The sequence below is a fragment of the Salipiger abyssi genome (assembly GCF_017311415.1).
GTDB classification, from domain to species: Bacteria; Pseudomonadota; Alphaproteobacteria; order Rhodobacterales; family Rhodobacteraceae; genus Salipiger; species Salipiger abyssi_A.
The window spans coordinates 587,834-604,203 of record NZ_JAEKIS010000001.1 but is presented as its reverse complement, the minus strand read 5'-3'; the positions used below and the strand labels follow the sequence as shown (position 1 = coordinate 604,203).

Here is a 16,370-nt window from a genome sequence, read left to right as displayed (position 1 = left end):
CTCAGGCGGCGGCTGCGCCGAGATAGGCATTGATCGCCTCCTGGCGGGCGGTCTCATCCCTGAGATCCTCGGCGCTGCGGTATCCGACGATCCGTCCGCCGCGCAGGAAGTGCAGCTCGTCGCACAGGCGCATCGTGACGGCGAGGTTCTGTTCCACGAGCACGATGGCCAAGTCGCTTTCCTCCCGGATTTTGGCCAGCCTGTCGAAGACACGGCGCACCAGCAAAGGCGCGAGACCCAGCGATGGCTCGTCGAGCAACAATAACTTGGGGTCCGCGACCAGCCCGCGGCCGATGGCCAGCATCTGCTGCTCGCCGCCCGACAGACGCCACGCATGCCGGTCGACCTTCTCGGCAATCTCGGGAAAGAGGTCGAGAACCATCTCCATCCGCCTCTTCCGCTCGGTGGCCGGTTTCTGGTAACCGCCCAGCACGAGATTTTCTCGTACGGTAAGGTCGCCGACGATCTCGCGGCCCTCGGGGACGTAGACGACGCCCTTCGCGACGCGGGTCCGGGCCGGCGATCCGCCCAGATCCTCGCCGTCGAACAGAATTTTGCCTGTCGCTGGCGTCAGGCCCGAGACGGCCTTCATGATCGAAGATTTCCCGGCTCCGTTGGCCCCCAGCAAGGCGACGACGGCCCCGTGACCGACGGAAAAGGACACGCGGCTCACAGCCGGGGCTCCCGCGCCATAGGCAACAGACAGGTGTTCAACGCTCAGCAGGTCATTCATCGTCATCACTCCCCAGATAGATACGGACCACGTCCGGGTTGCTGCGAACCTCTTCGGGCGATCCGACAGCGACGAACTCACCGAAATTGAGCACGTAGATCCGGTCGCAAATCGACATGACGAGATCCATGTCATGTTCGACCACGACCATCACCAGGTCAGTCGACGCAAGTTTGCGCAGCACTTTCGTCAGGTCGCGGGTTTCCGAGTTGTTGAGACCCGCCGCCGGCTCGTCCAGCATCAGCACCGAAGGCTTGCCAACGACGGCACGGGCGATCTCGACCAGGCGCTGCATGCCGGGGGGAAGCTCTCCGGGAAGCTTGTCCCCGACATCGGGCAATCCGAGATCGGCAAGGGCCTCGTCCGCCGAACGGGCCATCTCCTCGCGCTCGCGGGTGCCGCCCGGAAGCGGCAGGAAGGCAGAGAGCCATCCCGCCGAGCCATTGCGGGCGATGCCCATCATCACGTTCTCGCGGACAGTCAGGTCCGGGCAGAGCGCCACATGCTGAAAGCTGCGGACGATCCCCTTGTTGGCGCGGGCCGCGGGCGGCAGGCCGTTCAGCGGATCGCCAGCATAGGAGATGGTCCCCTCTTGCGGCAAATAGGCCCCTGTCAGGCAGTTGAAGAGGCTGGTCTTGCCGGCACCATTGGGCCCTATCAGCCCGGTGATCTCTCCGGCGCGGAACTCCACGTCGAGCCCCCTGAGCACTTTGATCCCACCAAAGGAAAGCGCGATCCCTTCGCCGCGCAGGGCATTGGTCGTCTGGTCCATCAATTGGCCTCCGCTTTACGGTTCATCGCCTTGCGGATGCGCGGCATGTAGTGGCCCAAAAGGATCATCCCGAGCAGGGCCAAGCCATAGAGCACGGGAATCCATGCTCCGGATGCGGACAGCAGTTGCGGAACCAGGGTAACGAACGCTCCGCCGATCAACACGCGGGTCAGGGACAGGCCGTAGAAACTGACGACAGAGCCCACAAGCAGGAAGATCGCCTGCCAGAAGGTGAAGCCTCCGGGCGAAACGGTCGAACCGGAGAACGCCAGCGTCGCGCCGCAGATCGCACCGATCCCGCCCGAGATCCCCATGATTGAGACACGCGCCCAGACCCGGCGGGTGCCAAAGGCATCGGCCGCGGCCGGATGCGCCTTGGCGAGCAGCAGCGCCATACCCTGGCGCGACAGGCGCAGGCGGGCAACCGCCAGGCAGACGATCACGAGCATGAAAAGCGCCACGTAGTACCGCTGTAGCCCCATCTCGATCCCGGGAATGAAGGGGGTCGCGACATACAGCCCCTCGTAACCGCCGGTGAGCACGTCGAAATTGTTGATCATCTCGGGCACCGCCAGCGCCAGCGCCAGCGTCGTCACCGCCAGGTAAATGCCGTGGAGATTGCGGGACGGCCAGGCAAAGAGCAGACCGAACACCACGCCAAGCAGCAGTGCCAGCGGCACCGAGGCCCAAAGCGAGATGCCGTACCGGGTGTCCAGCACCCCGACAGAATAGGCGCCGAGTGCCGTAAAGAACGTGTGGCCGATCGAGACCTCTCCGCCGTAGCGGACCAGCAGCGAAACGGCGAGAACACCGATCGAGTTGGCAAAGCAGAGGCCGAGCGTAAAGGTCCATGACCCGCCAAGCAGAAGGGGCATGAAGATCAGCACCGCCACCACGACGGCTGTTGTCAGGCCGGAGGTGGCCATGCCGGACAGGCGCGACACGACGCTTTGGCCCGGTATGATATGCGTCGCCTGATCAGACACGGGAACCTCCAACCTTTTGCAGGATGCCATTGGGGAAGATGTTCAGCGCCACAAGGATGACGGCCAGCAGGAATGTCGACGAGAACTCGGGCGACACGTAGAAGGTGAACAGATTCATCAGCACGCCGACCAGGACGCCGCCGACCAGTGCTCCGGGGAGGGACGCGAAGCCCCCGATCACGGCTGCCGCAAAGGCCTGGAGCATGAAGGTCGCCACGGTCGTCACCGACAGGAACGTCGTCGGCACGATCAGCAGCGCCCCCACCACGCCCAGAATGGCCGCCGTGATCCATGCGAAATAATGCACGGAGCGGAGGTTCAGGCCGCAGACCTCGGCGGCGAACGGGTTCTCCGATATCGCGCGGAAGGCAATGCCCAGCTTGGTGTAGTCGATAATGATGAACAAGGCGCCGATGGTCACCACCGCCACGGCCAGCACGGTCAGGTCATAACCCGTGATCAGCAGCCCCAGCACCGAAAAGGCGAAGCGCGGGATCGGCAGGTCGAGCGCGACGATATCAGCCCCGAAGGTCAGCAGAGTCACGCCCTGGGCGATCAGCCCGAAACCGAGCGTTGCGATGGTCGAGGTGAGATCGCTCTCGAACACCAGCGGAGAGATGATGGAGTAGATCAGGAACGCGATGGCGACGGCTGCAAGCAAGGCGACCAGAACGGCCGCGCCCCAGGATAGGGACATCAGCATTCCGGACGACAGGCCATAGACAAGGAAAGCGGTGAGGCCGGCGACGTTGCCATGGCTGAAATTGACGACCTTCGAGCATTTGAAGATCATGACCAGACCGAGCGCACCGAGCGCGTAGAGACAGCCGGTGATCATGCCTGACCAGATCAATGGAAAGAGGTCGTAAAGAAGCGAGTCCCAGAAGCTCATTGGGGTTTCTCCATCGCATCTGACTCAACCAGCTGAATGACCGAGGGGAAGTATTTGTCTCCGAATCCCCGCTCGACTGCGGTTGCATAATAGGCGCGGGCCTGGTTGGCCGCTGGAATGGGGGTGCCGGTTTCGTCAGCCAGATCGAAAACGTAGGAAATGTCCTTGAGCACGTACTCGGCCGGGAACGAGTGCGCGGGAAACTCGCGCGGCGCCATGGCCTTCATGCCGTGGTTGCGCAGCACGAAACTGTCGCCCGACCCTTTCGAGACGGCTTCCAGCAGCGTGTCGGCCTTCACCCCGGCCCGCTCGCCCAGAACGATCATCTCGGCCAGGGCCACGGTGTTGGCGAAAACCAGCATGTTGTTGGCCAGCTTGAGCACCTGCCCCGCGCCGATGTCGCCGCCATGGGTGATGTCCGAAGCCATGTAGTCGAGCACCGGCCTGATGCGGTCGTAAAGCTCGGGCGTCGCGCCAACCATGATGCTCAGCTTGCCTTCCTGCGCGGCCTGCCGTGTACGAGCGACCGGAGCATCCGCAAATGCGATCTCGTGTTCTGCAAGCAGCTGGCCAGCCTTGCGGGCGTCAGCCACCGTAGTGGTGGACAAGTCGACGACCACCGTCCCGGGCCGGGCGGACTCTGCGATCGCCTCGGCCACCTTCAGAACCTGAGGGCCTCCCGGCAACGACATGCAGATGATGTCGGCCTCTTTCGCCAGCGCCTCGACTCTGTCCACCTGTTCAGCCTTGGTGTCGGCAAGAGCCGCGCGCGCAGCGTCGGACAGGTCAAAGCAGAGGACACGGCCCGGATGCTTGATCGCGATGTTACGGCACATCGGCCCGCCCATGACGCCCAGTCCGATAAATCCGATAATGTCGGCCATTGTTATCCCCTCAGTCCATCAACATGCCGCCGTTCACGTCGAGAACGGTGCCGGTAATCCAGTTCGAGGCAGGCGACGCGAGGAAGAGGATCGCCTGGGCGATATCTTCAGGCTGGCCGAACCGGCCAAGAGGGACGCTGCCATTGGGTGAGGGCGCGGCCCTCTGCGTCACGGTTTCCCACATCGGGGTTTCCACGGGGCCGGGAGCGATGACACTGGCATAGATGCCTTTGTCGGCGCCGTTCTTTGCGACCCATTTCATCAGCCCGTGTACCGCCGACTTGGCCGCGACGTAGGACGGGCCAGAGGCCACGCCCCCGATCTTGGAGGCAATCGAGCCCAGAGCGACGATCTTTCCCATGCCCTGCTCGGCCATCACCGGAAAGACCTCCCGCACCGGGTTGACGACCCCCATGAGGTTCACGTCCAGGATCGACCGCCATTCTTCATCCGTCGAGTCGACCAGGTGCTTGTGAGAGATCGTTCCGGCACACAGGATCAGCGCGTCGATCGCCCCATGCTCGGCTTTGGTTTCGGCAATGATCGACCGCGTTTCGTCCCGGGAGGTGACGTCGTAGCGGCGATAGATGATCTTGTCGGACTCGAACTCGGCATGGTCCGCGATGTCGGTGGCGACAACCGTCGCGCCGGCCTCTGCGAGAGCAAGGGCCGTAGCACGGCCGATTCCCCCTGCTGCGCCAGTGACAAGCGCAATCTTGCCATCAAGACGTGCGGGCGCGCTGATTGGGATGGTGGGCATAGAGATCCCCGATTGTTTAAGTTGAAAAACACTCGCCCGCCGACGGGAGGCCAGCGGGCCGTATCGCCTTCGTTACCCGCCCTCGGCGGCGTTGAAGGCGACGTCGGGATAGGGCTGGAACCCGCGGACGAGGACAAAGTCGCCATCCTTGTACTGGATAATGCCTTCCTGACGGGTCCCGCGGTGATCCTCCGCGCTGAAGGTCACGCCGCGCGCACCTCCGACGGCCGCGTCGGTCATCGTGTTCATCGCCTTGACGAGATTGTCCCGCGTGATCTCGTCTCCGCTGTCCAGAAGCAGCTGGAAACCCTTGTGGAACAAGGCGGCGTTGCTCCAGCCGTTCAGGCCCAGAACGCCGATCGGGTCATTCGGAAAATACTCGGCGACGGCTTCGCGGTATGCCTCCACCTCCGGCTCGTCACTGGAGACGGGCAGCAGCCAGGACGAGAAGTAGACGCCCTCCAGCAGGTCGCCTGCCAGTTTCAGGGTCGACGGGTCGGCGGTGAAGAAGGGCGCGAACCAGGCGACATCGACACCTTGCAGGTCAGCCGCCTTGAGGGCCGCCGCGAGGTTGGCGTTCGACCCGTAGAGCAACACCGTTTGCGCGCCGGAATTCTGGATGCGCCGGATATGTGCGCTGAAGCTGGTCGTCTTGACGTCGAAGGGAATGGATTCCGCAGGCTCAAGGCCGAGATCCTCCATCACGAGATCGAATCCGCGCCTGGCGGATTTGCCCAGCTCGTCGTTTTCCCACAGCAGGGCGATCTTCTGGTGACCCAGGCCGTTGGCCGCGTATTCAGCCGCGGATGCGGCGGACCACCCGTAGTCCGGCAACAGCGGGAAGACGGTCGGGACTTCGAAGAACTGGCTGGATCCGCCGACCGGTCCAATGACGGGAACGCCGGCTTCCTTGGCATAGGGCAGAACCGCCACGTTGGTCGCGGTTCCGATCGGCGCGGACAGGGCGAAGATGCTGTCGTCCTCGACCAGGCTGCGGGCGACCGCAACGCTGCGCGCCGGATCGTACCCGTCATCCTTGGTAACGTAGCTGAACGTCCAGCCGTCGACTTCGCCGGATTCGTTGATCGTCTTGAAATAGGCTTCGGCCGCGTGGGTCAGGACCGCGTAGAACGGCACCGGGCCGGTCACGGGGGTAAACGCCCCGATCGTGACAACCTTGTTTTCCAGGTCGACACCGGATTCAGCAAGTGCCGGCCCCGTGGATAGCGCCGTTGCTGCAACAACGGCGAGCGCCGCTTGTTTCCATTTCTTATTGTACATTGTGCCTCCTCCCTGAGACGTATGTGCAAATAACCCCTGCTGGCTGCGGCCAGGACGTCACCCAACTCAATCACCCCCAGGCACAGGCCAGCAATCTTGCGCAGCCAGTGGGGCCGATCCTCCATAGCCCCAGCCCACTCCGAACCAAGAATGCTCTTGACGCCTAGATAATGCATTATGCATTCTCCGTATGGCAAGGAAAAATTTGAAGTTCCCGAAATCGGCGCGGTCCAGCGCCGTTCGGCAAGGAGAAAATGCATGAAAACTGGTGTTCTCGCCGGCAAAACCGTGGTCGAGCTGGGCAGCATGATCGCCGCGCCCTATGGTGCGCATCTGCTGAATCAGCTTGGCGCAGACGTGATCAAGATCGAGCCTCCGGCAGGTGAAACGACCCGAAAACTCGTCCGGGGCGGGCCCAGCGGGAGCTATCTCGCGTTCAACAGGGGGAAACGCAGTCTCTGCCTCGACATGACATCGGAGGATGGGAAAGACGCGTTCCGCAAACTGATTGCCAGCGCGGACATTGTCCTTCAGAACCTGTCGCCCTCGGCCGCGCGCAAGCTGGGAGTGACGTTCAAAGACTGCAACGCGATCAATCCCGACATCATCTTCTGTCATATCAAGGGATACGGCGCAGGGCCGCTTGAGGAACAGGTCGCCTCCAATCCGATCGCCGAAGCCGCAACGGGTGTCATGTACTACAACCGCCCCGATGGCCGACCCGCGCGACTCGGACCATCGTATCACGACCAGTTCGCGGGGTGTTACGCGGTGATGGCAATTCTCGCCGCGTTGCAGTCGGACCGATCCGAAGAGCGCCGCAACATCGAGATCGGCCTGTATGAAACCGGGCTGCACATCGCGGCGCGGGACCTGCTGGGCGTCCAGCTGAAATCCCAGCTCCTGGGGCGGCCCGAGCAGGAACCTTCCGCCGAATTCTCGATTCCGGGCTATGGCGCCTACGAAACGCAGGACGGGCGCTGGATCTACCTGGTCATGCTGACCGATGACCATTGGCGCAAGTTCGAAGCCGCCGTCGGCCTCTCCCCCGACCCCGAGCTCGCGACTCTGCGCCAGCGGCGGGCGCGTCGCCCCGATGTCGAGCGGATCGTCAGCCAGGCTGTCGCGGGTTTCGGGTTCGACGCGCTTACTGAAAGGCTCGACGCCGCCGGTGTCGGCTATACGGAAGTGCTGCCGCTGGATCGTGTGCTCGACGCGCCCCAGGCGCAGGCCGGAGAGAAGGTGTCCGGGTTCGATTTTGCCGGGTACGAATTTCAGACGCCCGAGCTGCCCCTGGGTCCGTTGCTGGGCGATGTGGCAGGCTCCCTACCGCCGCCGCTGCTTGGCGAGCATTCGACCCAGATCATGCAAGAGCTTGGCTTCTCGGACGACCGGATCGCGGAAATCATCGATCAGGGCGCGGCCGTGCAGTCCGACCCCGAGGTCGCGCTTTGGGCAAAGCCGCGCAAGGCCAGCGCTGCAAGCTAATCTGCCGGGCGGCTCGTCAGGGCCAGCCTCGACGTTCAAGAATGGCGGCCCCGCCAACGTGCAGGGTCGCCATTTTGTTTGGCCGGCGCCCACACAAACCACGACACGATCAGGTCTATGCGCAAAATAATGCACTATAAATGACATGTATGTTAGTGAATCGCTGATATTGGCGCAATAATAGCGATTTTCGATTGAAATTTAGCTCTTTATTTATAAAAAAATGCATTATTTATGTGCCAGACGCTCTGGCTGCAAACCCATGTGGAGACGTTCGATGACCAGCCCCCAATCCGATGAAGCGCACCCTCGCATCCGTGACCATTCTCTTCTGACCCGCATTGTTTCGGCGGATGTGGCGGCAGGTCTAATCCGCGACGGAATGGTTGTCGGCATGTCGGGATTCACCAGATCGGGCGAAGCAAAGGCGGTGCCGCTAGCGCTCGCCCGCAGGGCTGCTACCGATCCGGTCGGCATAACCTTGATCACCGGTGCGTCCCTCGGCAACGATTTGGACGGGCTTCTGGCAGACAGCGGCGTGATTCAGCGCAGGTTGCCGTTTCAATCCGATGCGCGCCTGCGGGCCAAGATCAACGACGGCTCGGTTATGTACCTCGATCAACACCTGTCCGAGACGGTCGAACAGCTGCGATCGGGGCAGTTTCCCAAGCCCGACATCGCGGTGATCGAAGCCGCGGCGATCACCGAGGATGGGGGCATCGTCCCGACCACCTCCGTCGGGAATTCCGCCGGCTTCGCAACCCAGGCGCAGCAGGTGATCGTCGAGCTCAACACATGCGCGCCAACGGCCCTTGAAGGCATGCACGACATCTTCATTCCTTCCGACAGACCCGCGCGCGAACCGCTGTTCCTTCGCAATCCGGACGACCGTATCGGCACATCCGTGATCCGGGTGGACCGTGACCGGATCGCCGCGATCGTCCTGTCCGACCGCTTGGACAGCTATGCCAACCTCGGAGATGCCGACGACGACACGCGCGCCATATCGCATCACATCACAGCCTTCCTCGAGCGCGAGGTCAGACGCGGCGCATTGCCGCCGTCGCTGCCGCCGCTCCAGGCGGGAATCGGTAGCATCGCCAATTCCGTGCTTTCCGGATTGACCGATGCGCCCTTCTCCAACATGACCATGTATTCCGAAGTGCTTCAGGACTCGGCGTTCGACCTGATGGATTGTGGAAAGCTCGACTTTGCATCGGCCTCCTCGATCACGCTGAGCGCGGCCCGGCATGCCGACGTCATGGGTCGGCTCGATCACTACAAGGACCGTCTTGTCCTGCGCCCGCAGGAAATCTCGAACCACCCCGAGATCGTGCGCCGCCTCGGCATCGTCGCGATCAACACGGCGCTGGAATTCGACATCTATGGCAACGTGAATTCGACCCATGTCATGGGCAGCCACATGATGAACGGCATCGGCGGGTCGGGCGATTTCGCCCGCAATGCAGGTCTGTCCATCTTCGTTACGAAATCCCAGGCCAAGGGCGGTCTCGTGACCTCTGTCGTTCCTATGGTCAGTCATGTCGATCACACCGAACATGACGTGGACGTGCTGGTTACCGAACAGGGTCTGGCCGACCTTCGCGGCCTGGCGCCGCGCGAACGTGCGCGCATCATCATCGACACCTGCGCGCATCCGGACTGGCGCGATACGCTGAGCGATTATTTCGAACGCGCCTGCAGGCGGGGCGGCCAGACCCCTCATGTCCTGGAAGAAGCCTTCGACTGGCATTCGTCCTTCAGAACCACCGGCGCCATGGTGCGCCGTATGGCCAAAGCCGGGTCTGCATCGGCTTGACTGAAATCTGACCGGACGGTCGGGACTCGGAGCGTGACCCGCGACCTTCCGGCAAAAACACGTAGATTGAACACCCTTAGCCGCGAACCCGGGTGATGTTGTCGAGCTCCCGCGCTACTCTCTGACCCGACAGCGATGTATCGACCACACAGGCAAGGCATTCTCTGCTGAAGTCATCGATGACGCACAGCACCCGGAAGCGGCGACCATCCGAAAGGCTGTCTGACAGGAAGTACAGTGACCAGCGCTGGTTCGGCCCCTGCGGGATCGCCATGGGCGCCCTGGACCCCGGGGCCGGCTTGCGACCGTCCCGTTTACGGACTGTTAAGCCTTCTTCTCGGTAGATCCGGTAGAGCTTCTTCCAGTTCACCTTCCAGCCTTCGCGTCCAAGAAGCAGGTGCAGTCGACCCCTCTTGATGGTGTGGACGCCCCCTCACGGCATCGCTGTGCCAAGGTAGCGGTGTCGAAATTCGCTACGAGGAGGAAGCGTCCATGGAGAAGGTTAGCATTGTAGGGCTGGATATTGCCAAGAGTTCGTTTCACGCGCATGGCGCGGCGGCAAATGGATCTAAGGTCTTTAGCAAGGCGTTGCCGCGAGGGCGGGTGCTAGAGTTTTTCGGTCAGATTGAGCCTTGCACCATCGCTTTGGAGGCTTGCGCGGGTGCGCATCACTGGAGCCGGGAGCTTTCCAGACTTGGCCACGATGTCAGGCTCATCGCCCCGCAATACGTCAAACCCTATGTGAAGCGGCAAAAGAACGATGCGAATGATGCCGAAGCCATCGCTGAAGCAGCGTCCCGACCGACCATGCGCTTTGTGACGACCAAGACAACCGAGCAACAAGGTCAGTCGATGGTACTCAAGACCCGCGATCTTTTGACAGGGCAACGTACCCAGGCGATCAACGCATTGCGAGGGCATCTGGCTGAACATGGGATTGTCGCGCCGAAAGGCCCTCAGCATCTGCCTCGGTTGGAAAAGGCTGTGGCTGAGAATGGAGAACGATTGCCGCCCGAAGTCACCGGCCTTTGCCAAATATTCTTCGATCTCATCGCCGGGCTAAGCGCGCGCATTGACGCGCTGACCCGGCAACTTCGACAGATTGCCCGACAGGACGATGTGGCGCGCAGGTTGATGACCATGCCGGGGATCGGCCCGGTGACGGCGGTATCGATTGCCGTGCTGGCGGCACCGCCAGAGATGTTCAGCAAGGGGCGCGACTTCGCAGCCTGGATCGGGCTGGCACCACGCCAGCATTCTACGGGCGGTAAAACAAGGCTGGGCAAGATATCAAAAATGGGTCAGCGCGACCTGCGGCGTTTGCTGATCATCGGTGCAATGTCCGCGATCCAAGCCGCGCAAAAACGCGGCGGCGCGCCAGATGGGTCGTGGCTGGCCCGTATGTTGGCTCGCAAACCTAAAATGCTGGTTGCAGTTGCGCTGGCAAACAAGATGGCGCGGATGGCCTGGGCGATCATGGCTCATGGCGGCGTCTACGAGACCCCTGCCAACGCCTGAGCGCGAAGGCAGGCTGGGGTGCGGTGGTTCTGAATGGAGGTCATGGCAAAGCGTCGACGAGATCAGGAATGGGAAAACCAGTAATGTCCCGAGTAGCTTGTACTACGGCCTCTCGTTTTGGACCTGTTCCTCGAACTCACCATGAGGGCCCGCGGCATTGAAGGTCGCAACCAGAGGCCGGATACACGAAGGAACTCGACCGCAATGCTGTTGCCAAAGTCAAAAAATCGCTTGCAGCCCCGGGGGCGTCCATACACGGAACATTGCTTCGCAATTCACCGCCTGGCAGTGGATGATAGGCGCGGATCACGGTGCTGTCGTTCATTTGCAGGGCGCTTGGCACGGCTCCGCTCTGGTTCAGGGCATCCATGATGTCCTCCCAGAGGCCCGCCAGTGTCCAGCGCGGGAACTGTCGGTAAATGCTTGACCATTTGCCGAACTCGCCAGGTAGGTCCCGCCACGGAGCCCCGGTTCGGGCAATCCAGAAAATCCCATCAAGGACGAGGCGGTGGTTGGTGGCTTTGCGTCCGTTCGGGGCGCGGACGGCGAGGATGAAGCGCTCAAAGAACGCCCATTCCTCGTCCGGCATAAGGTCTCGTGCCAAGCTGGTCTCCATCGCAGATGTCAGCTTGAATCATGCCCTACCCGCCGAGCGGAATCCCTTTTGTCAACACGACCTAGGCGAGAACGACCCGGACTGCACGCGGTGCTTTGTCCGGGTCGGGCCGGCAACCGTCCAAACGGCGTCGCCGGTCAGAGCTTGGGCAAATTGCCGCCGAACTGAGGGGCTTCGGGACGGATATCGCAGGGCCGCGGACCGCCTGCATCGCCCCGCAATCGTGTCAGGCGAGGCTGAGCGCACCGCTTTGCGCCGCCTGCGAAGGCGCGGCCCCGAACACCGCGCCCGCGATCATCTCTGCCCAGGCCGACGCAAACGCCGCTTCGGCGCGTCCGGCGCGCGCCGCAGTGCCGGGGCCCGGCTTCGCTCCCAGCTGCGCCTGAAGCGCCAGCGTCCAGTCCCTGACGCTATGGCCCGGCACATAGGTTGCCGACGCGCCAGCGCTGGTCGGCAGGCCATCGAGCTTTGTGCAGATCACCGGGCGCCCCGCCGCGCGCGCTTCGAGCGCCACGAGTCCGAAGGCTTCCCATCGCGACGGCATCGCCACGATGTCGACCGCCTGCATCGCGGCCTCGGGAGTGTCCGCATGGCCGAAGAAACGGATGCGCGGATCTTCCGCCGCCAGCGCGCGCAGCGCCTGCTCTTCGGGGCCGGTGCCAAAGATGTGCAGCTCGATATCGTCGCGCGGCAGGTCGCGAAACGCCCGGATCAGCACATCGAACCCTTTCTGGCCATGCAGCCTCCCGATGGCGCCGATGACACGCGGCGCGCCCTGCGGCGCGGGCAGCGCACGGAAACCCGCGAGATCCACCACCGGCGGGATCACCCGCAACGCACCGGCGGGCACGAGGCGGCGGCGGGTCAGCCATGCGCCCTGCGCCTCGCTCACCGCGACAACCCGGTCGAAAAGCGCATAGGCGGTGCGCAGCATGGTGAAAAACCGCAGCTTGGCGCGGACGTTGAGCGCGGTGAAGGCCTCGGTATAGCTGTGCTCCACATGCACCAGCGGGGTGCCCGGGTGACGCGCGCGCAGCGAGATCAGCGCCGGCAGGCCGCGCCAGCTCAGGCTCAGATGCGAGACGATCATGTCCGCCTCGCAACGCGGCAGCGCGGCGTTGCGGGCGACGGTCCAGAGCTCGTGCCGGGCGGTCTGCGCCATCAGCGGGCAGCTGCGGATATGGTTGAGCACGCGGGTGACGCCGCCGGGGGTGGCATCGTCGACGAGGTGCAGGATGCGGGGCATGTCGGTCATGGCTTGGGTCTCCTCGGAGGGCAATCAGGTACGGGCGGCGGACAGCACCGCGCGGGCGAGCCGCATCGGTGCATTGCCGAAACGGGCGGTGGCATGGGCCGCGGCCCAGGTGGTGAGGCTGCGCAGGGGCTCCTCGGCGATGGGCGTGCGGGATTGTGCGAAGGCGCGGGCGATCAGATCGCAGGCGGCGGCACCGTCGCCGCTGCTCACCGCGCGCCGCGCCAGATAGCGCAGCTGATAGGCGCGGGCGGCGGGCTCGTGCTTGGCAAAGAATTCCGGCGCGAGCGGGCGCAGCTTGGTTACCATCCGCTCCCAGGAGGCAAACTGTGCCTCGACATTCGCCGAGAGGCCGCCACCGCTGATGCGGTATTCGGTGAGCAGGCCGGGCACGCCCTCGATCATCCAGTCGGTGCGCAGGCAGAGCCGCAGCCAGCACTCGATATCCTCGGACTGGCGGAAGGTCTCGTCGAACACCCAGTCGCGCTGGATCTCGACCGCCGGGCGCCAGGCGACGGCGTCGAGCATCTCGCGCCTGATCACCGGGGCCGAGCCGTTGCCCACCGGGTTGCGCTTGAACACATGCGCGGTGGTCACGTCGCGCAGGCGCGGGCGCTGTGCGTGACCCATGCGGCGGGAGTCTTCGTCGATCAGCGCCGAGCCGGAATAGCTCAGCCCGACATCCGGCGCGCCGTCGAGATGCATCACATGGGCGGCAAGCTTGCCCGGCAGCCAGAGATCGTCGGCATCGCAAAACCCGATCAGCGCGCCGGTGCTGGCGGCGATGCCGCTGTTGCGCGCGCCGGCAAGGCCCCGGTTGAACTGGCGCACCAGCCGGATGCGCGGGTCCTGCGCCGCATGCAGGCGGGCGATCCCGGCGGTGCTGTCGGTCGAGCCGTCATCGACCACGACGATTTCCAGATCGCGGAAGCTCTGCGCGCTGAGCGAGCGCAGCGTTTCCGACAGGGTGCGGGCGGCGTTGTAGGCGGGGACGACGATGGAGGCGTAGGGCATCGGAGGCTTCCTCAGTTCGAGAACAGGGCGCGGCGCAGGGGGCGCGGCAGGACGGGCAGGAGGGTGGCGGCCAGCGCGATGAGCGCGCCGCGCCGGGCGGGCAGCAGGAAGGCGCGGACATCGGCGCGGCAGCCCTCGATCACCAGCCGGCGCACGAGCGCCGTAGGGGCGCCCAGCCGCAGCGCGCGGCGGGCGAGGTAGCGCAGGTGGATCGCCTCGGCGCGCGGCTCGGGCGGATGGCCGAAGGCCGCCGCCGTGCGCAGCGCCTCTTCCCGCCCGGCGCGCATCGCGTCGAGATCGGCGGAGAGGCCGCTGGGGCTGAGGCGATAGCGGACATGATCGGCGTCGATCCCTTCGAGCCGGCGACCCCGGCCCACCAGACGGATCAGGAATTCCAGATCCTCGTTATGCACCATGTCCTCGCGGAACCCGCCGAGCGCGGCAAAGACCGAGCGGCGCAGCGACAGGTTCGACAGCGTGCAGACCGGGTTTTCGCCCATCAGCATCGAGACGGTGACCGGCCCGGCAGGCATGGTGGAGCGGCTGCGGATTTCCGCCGGGTCGTCGCGAAAGAACCCGGTCACGCCGAAGACCGCATCGGCGGACCCCTCGGTCAGCGCCTTGGCCACATCGGCCAGCTTGCCCGGCTCCCAGAGGTCGTCGGCATCGCAGAAGGCAAGGATCTCGCCCCTGGCGCGACCCAGCGCGCCGAAGTTGCGGGCGGTGCTCGGCCCCTTGCCGGGGTTGTGCAGCAGCGTCAGGCGGGGGTCTTCGTCCCGCAGCATTTCGGCCACCTGCAAGCTCTCGTCGCTGGAGCCGTCTTCGACGAGGATGGCCTCCCAGTCGGTGAAGCTCTGGGTTTGCAGCGCGGCGATGGTCTGCTCCAGGATCTCTGCGGCGTTGTAGACGGGGATGATCACGGAAATCAGCGGCATGGCTCAGGCACTCCGGTTTGCGGGGAAGAGGGCGAGGGACAGGGCAGGGCGCGACAGCATCAGCATGGTGACGCAGGCGGTCGCGAGGTAACCCCAGGCGAGGGCGGTCAGACCGTAGGGCGCGGCGATCACAGTGTTCGCGATCATCGCGGCGGTGAGGATGGCGGTGCCGCGCAGCTCGGCCAGCGGGCGATTCTCGGCGCGCAGCCAGCCGGCGGTGGCGGTCCAGAGCATGGTCGGGATGGCCACGAGGCAGAGGATCGACACCGGCTCGGCCAGCCCGTCCCAGCCCTCGCCCAGCAGCAGCGGCACGTACCAGGGCGCCAGCACCGCCTGAAGGATGACCGCCGGGGCGACGAGGCCGATCGAGACAGCGAGCCCCTGCCGCATGGCGGCGGCGCGGTCGGCCCCGGTGCAGAGATGCGGGAAGAGCACGGCGGCGAAGGCGGCGGAGAAGGAGGTGGCGAGGCTGAGGCCGGCGTTGAAGGCCATGAAATAGAGCCCGAGGATCTCCGGTCCGAGCAGCGCGCCGACGATCAGCTTGTCGGCATGCAGACGCGCGGTCTTGACGATCTCGGTGCCGAGGATCGGGGCGCCGAAGCGGAGGAAGGGGCGGATCGGCGCCTTGCCGGCCTCGGGGTCGTGCGACCACGGGTGCAGGCGGCGCATCGAGAGCAGCCAGAACGGCGCGGTCAGCAGGCGCGGCAGCACCAGCGCCAGCGCCGAGGGCCAGACCAGCGCCAGCGCCACCGACATCAGGTTGGCCATGACCGCCTGACCGCCGGCGATGGCGGCGGTCTGTTTCAGCTTGCCGGCACGCAGCGCCAGCCCGGTCTGCACCAGCCCGCCCGGCATGAAGAGGTATTCGCCGGCCAGCACCAGGATCAGCGCGGCGAGCGCGGGATTGCCGGTGAGCATCCAGACCGCGCCTGCAATCAGCGACTGCACGGCGAAGAGCCCCCCGCACCAGACCCAGAACAGCCCGTGCGCGCGGTTGCAGGTGGCCGAGAGCTCGGCTTGCGAGGCCGCGATGATGCGCTGGCCGACACCGTTTTCGGTCAGCGATTTCAGCAGGTCGCCGGTGGCCAGCGCGGCAGCGGCCACGCCGATCTCGGCGGCGTCGAGCGTGCGCGCCACGGCGATCACCACGCCCAGACGCGACAGCTTCGTCGCGATCTCGGAGGCGCCGTAGGCCAGCAGGTGGCTCAGCATGGAGGTGGCGGGTTTGGGCACGGGTCATCGTCCTCTAAAGGTTCCGCTAACCAATATTCCGCAGCGGCCGCCGCTGTCCCGGACGCGGCAGGAGGGCAACAGGCCGCGAAGGAATTGCGACCTATCCCTTCGGGTAGGGGTCTCAACCGCGCTCGCGAATAGTCACGGGCGCCGGATCGCGCTAAACCATGAGGAGAGTTTGCAAGGG

14 protein-coding genes and 2 pseudogenes are annotated in these 16,370 nt (G+C 64.5%); 3 read left to right on the top strand and 13 right to left on the bottom strand.

Annotation, left to right across the window (positions count from 1 at the left end; genetic code table 11):
• Nucleotide 1: 1 nt before the first annotated feature.
• The 7 genes from I6N89_RS02835 to I6N89_RS02805 form a co-directional block, all read right to left on the bottom strand.
• Nucleotides 2-733: an ABC transporter ATP-binding protein gene (locus tag I6N89_RS02835; protein ID WP_207016692.1), complete on the bottom strand. Its 732-nt coding sequence runs from the start codon at nucleotides 731-733 to the stop codon at nucleotides 2-4.
• Nucleotides 726-1,505: an ABC transporter ATP-binding protein gene (locus I6N89_RS02830; protein WP_207016806.1), complete on the bottom strand. Its 780-nt coding sequence runs from the start codon at nucleotides 1,503-1,505 to the stop codon at nucleotides 726-728. Before I6N89_RS02830 ends, I6N89_RS02835 begins: the two co-directional genes overlap by 8 nt.
• Nucleotides 1,505-2,491 (bottom strand): branched-chain amino acid ABC transporter permease, encoded by a 987-nt coding sequence (locus I6N89_RS02825; RefSeq protein WP_207016691.1) that lies wholly within the window; start codon nucleotides 2,489-2,491, stop codon nucleotides 1,505-1,507. The genes I6N89_RS02830 and I6N89_RS02825 overlap by 1 nt, the downstream gene beginning before the upstream one ends.
• Nucleotides 2,484-3,383, bottom strand: a complete 900-nt coding sequence (locus I6N89_RS02820) for a branched-chain amino acid ABC transporter permease (RefSeq protein WP_076706356.1) — start codon at nucleotides 3,381-3,383, stop codon at nucleotides 2,484-2,486. Before I6N89_RS02820 ends, I6N89_RS02825 begins: the two co-directional genes overlap by 8 nt.
• Complete coding sequence (locus I6N89_RS02815) at nucleotides 3,380-4,267, bottom strand: NAD(P)-dependent oxidoreductase (protein ID WP_207016690.1); 888 nt, start codon at nucleotides 4,265-4,267, stop codon at nucleotides 3,380-3,382. The genes I6N89_RS02820 and I6N89_RS02815 overlap by 4 nt, the downstream gene beginning before the upstream one ends.
• Nucleotides 4,268-4,277: 10 nt before the next feature.
• A complete protein-coding gene (locus I6N89_RS02810; protein WP_207016689.1) occupies nucleotides 4,278-5,027 on the bottom strand; it encodes an SDR family NAD(P)-dependent oxidoreductase in 750 nt (249 codons plus the stop codon).
• A gap of 72 nt (nucleotides 5,028-5,099) precedes the next feature.
• Nucleotides 5,100-6,308, bottom strand: coding sequence for an ABC transporter substrate-binding protein (locus I6N89_RS02805; protein ID WP_207016688.1), 1,209 nt, complete (start codon nucleotides 6,306-6,308; stop codon nucleotides 5,100-5,102).
• Between the two features lie 258 nt (nucleotides 6,309-6,566).
• Here I6N89_RS02805 and I6N89_RS02800 point away from each other — a divergent pair, with 258 nt between their 5' ends.
• Nucleotides 6,567-7,796, top strand: a complete 1,230-nt coding sequence (locus tag I6N89_RS02800) for a CaiB/BaiF CoA transferase family protein (protein WP_207016687.1) — start codon at nucleotides 6,567-6,569, stop codon at nucleotides 7,794-7,796.
• Nucleotides 7,797-8,073: 277 nt separating this feature from the next.
• Nucleotides 8,074-9,615, top strand: a complete 1,542-nt coding sequence (locus tag I6N89_RS02795) for a succinate CoA transferase (protein ID WP_207016686.1) — start codon at nucleotides 8,074-8,076, stop codon at nucleotides 9,613-9,615.
• A 79-nt stretch (nucleotides 9,616-9,694) separates the two neighbouring features.
• Here I6N89_RS02795 and I6N89_RS02790 read toward each other — a convergent pair.
• A pseudogene (locus I6N89_RS02790) lies at nucleotides 9,695-10,021 on the bottom strand (IS3 family transposase); the annotation flags it as partial.
• Nucleotides 10,022-10,107: 86 nt separating this feature from the next.
• Here I6N89_RS02790 and I6N89_RS02785 point away from each other — a divergent pair.
• The gene (locus I6N89_RS02785; protein ID WP_007793130.1) at nucleotides 10,108-11,133 is read left to right on the top strand and encodes an IS110 family transposase; all 1,026 of its coding nucleotides are present in this window, start codon (nucleotides 10,108-10,110) and stop codon (nucleotides 11,131-11,133) included.
• Between the two features lie 274 nt (nucleotides 11,134-11,407).
• Here I6N89_RS02785 and I6N89_RS02780 read toward each other — a convergent pair.
• The 5 genes and pseudogenes from I6N89_RS02780 to I6N89_RS02760 form a co-directional block, all read right to left on the bottom strand.
• Nucleotides 11,408-11,749, bottom strand: a pseudogene (locus I6N89_RS02780) (transposase); the annotation flags it as partial.
• A 226-nt stretch (nucleotides 11,750-11,975) separates the two neighbouring features.
• Complete coding sequence (locus tag I6N89_RS02775) at nucleotides 11,976-13,004, bottom strand: glycosyltransferase (protein WP_207016685.1); 1,029 nt, start codon at nucleotides 13,002-13,004, stop codon at nucleotides 11,976-11,978.
• Nucleotides 13,005-13,028: 24 nt separating this feature from the next.
• On the bottom strand, nucleotides 13,029-14,015 hold the full coding sequence (locus I6N89_RS02770) for a glycosyltransferase family 2 protein (RefSeq protein WP_207016684.1): 987 nt from the start codon (nucleotides 14,013-14,015) through the stop codon (nucleotides 13,029-13,031).
• Nucleotides 14,016-14,026: 11 nt separating this feature from the next.
• On the bottom strand, nucleotides 14,027-14,950 hold the full coding sequence (locus I6N89_RS02765) for a glycosyltransferase family 2 protein (protein ID WP_207016683.1): 924 nt from the start codon (nucleotides 14,948-14,950) through the stop codon (nucleotides 14,027-14,029).
• A 3-nt stretch (nucleotides 14,951-14,953) separates the two neighbouring features.
• Nucleotides 14,954-16,162: an oligosaccharide flippase family protein gene (locus tag I6N89_RS02760; protein WP_207016805.1), complete on the bottom strand. Its 1,209-nt coding sequence runs from the start codon at nucleotides 16,160-16,162 to the stop codon at nucleotides 14,954-14,956.
• Nucleotides 16,163-16,370 lie beyond the last annotated feature (208 nt).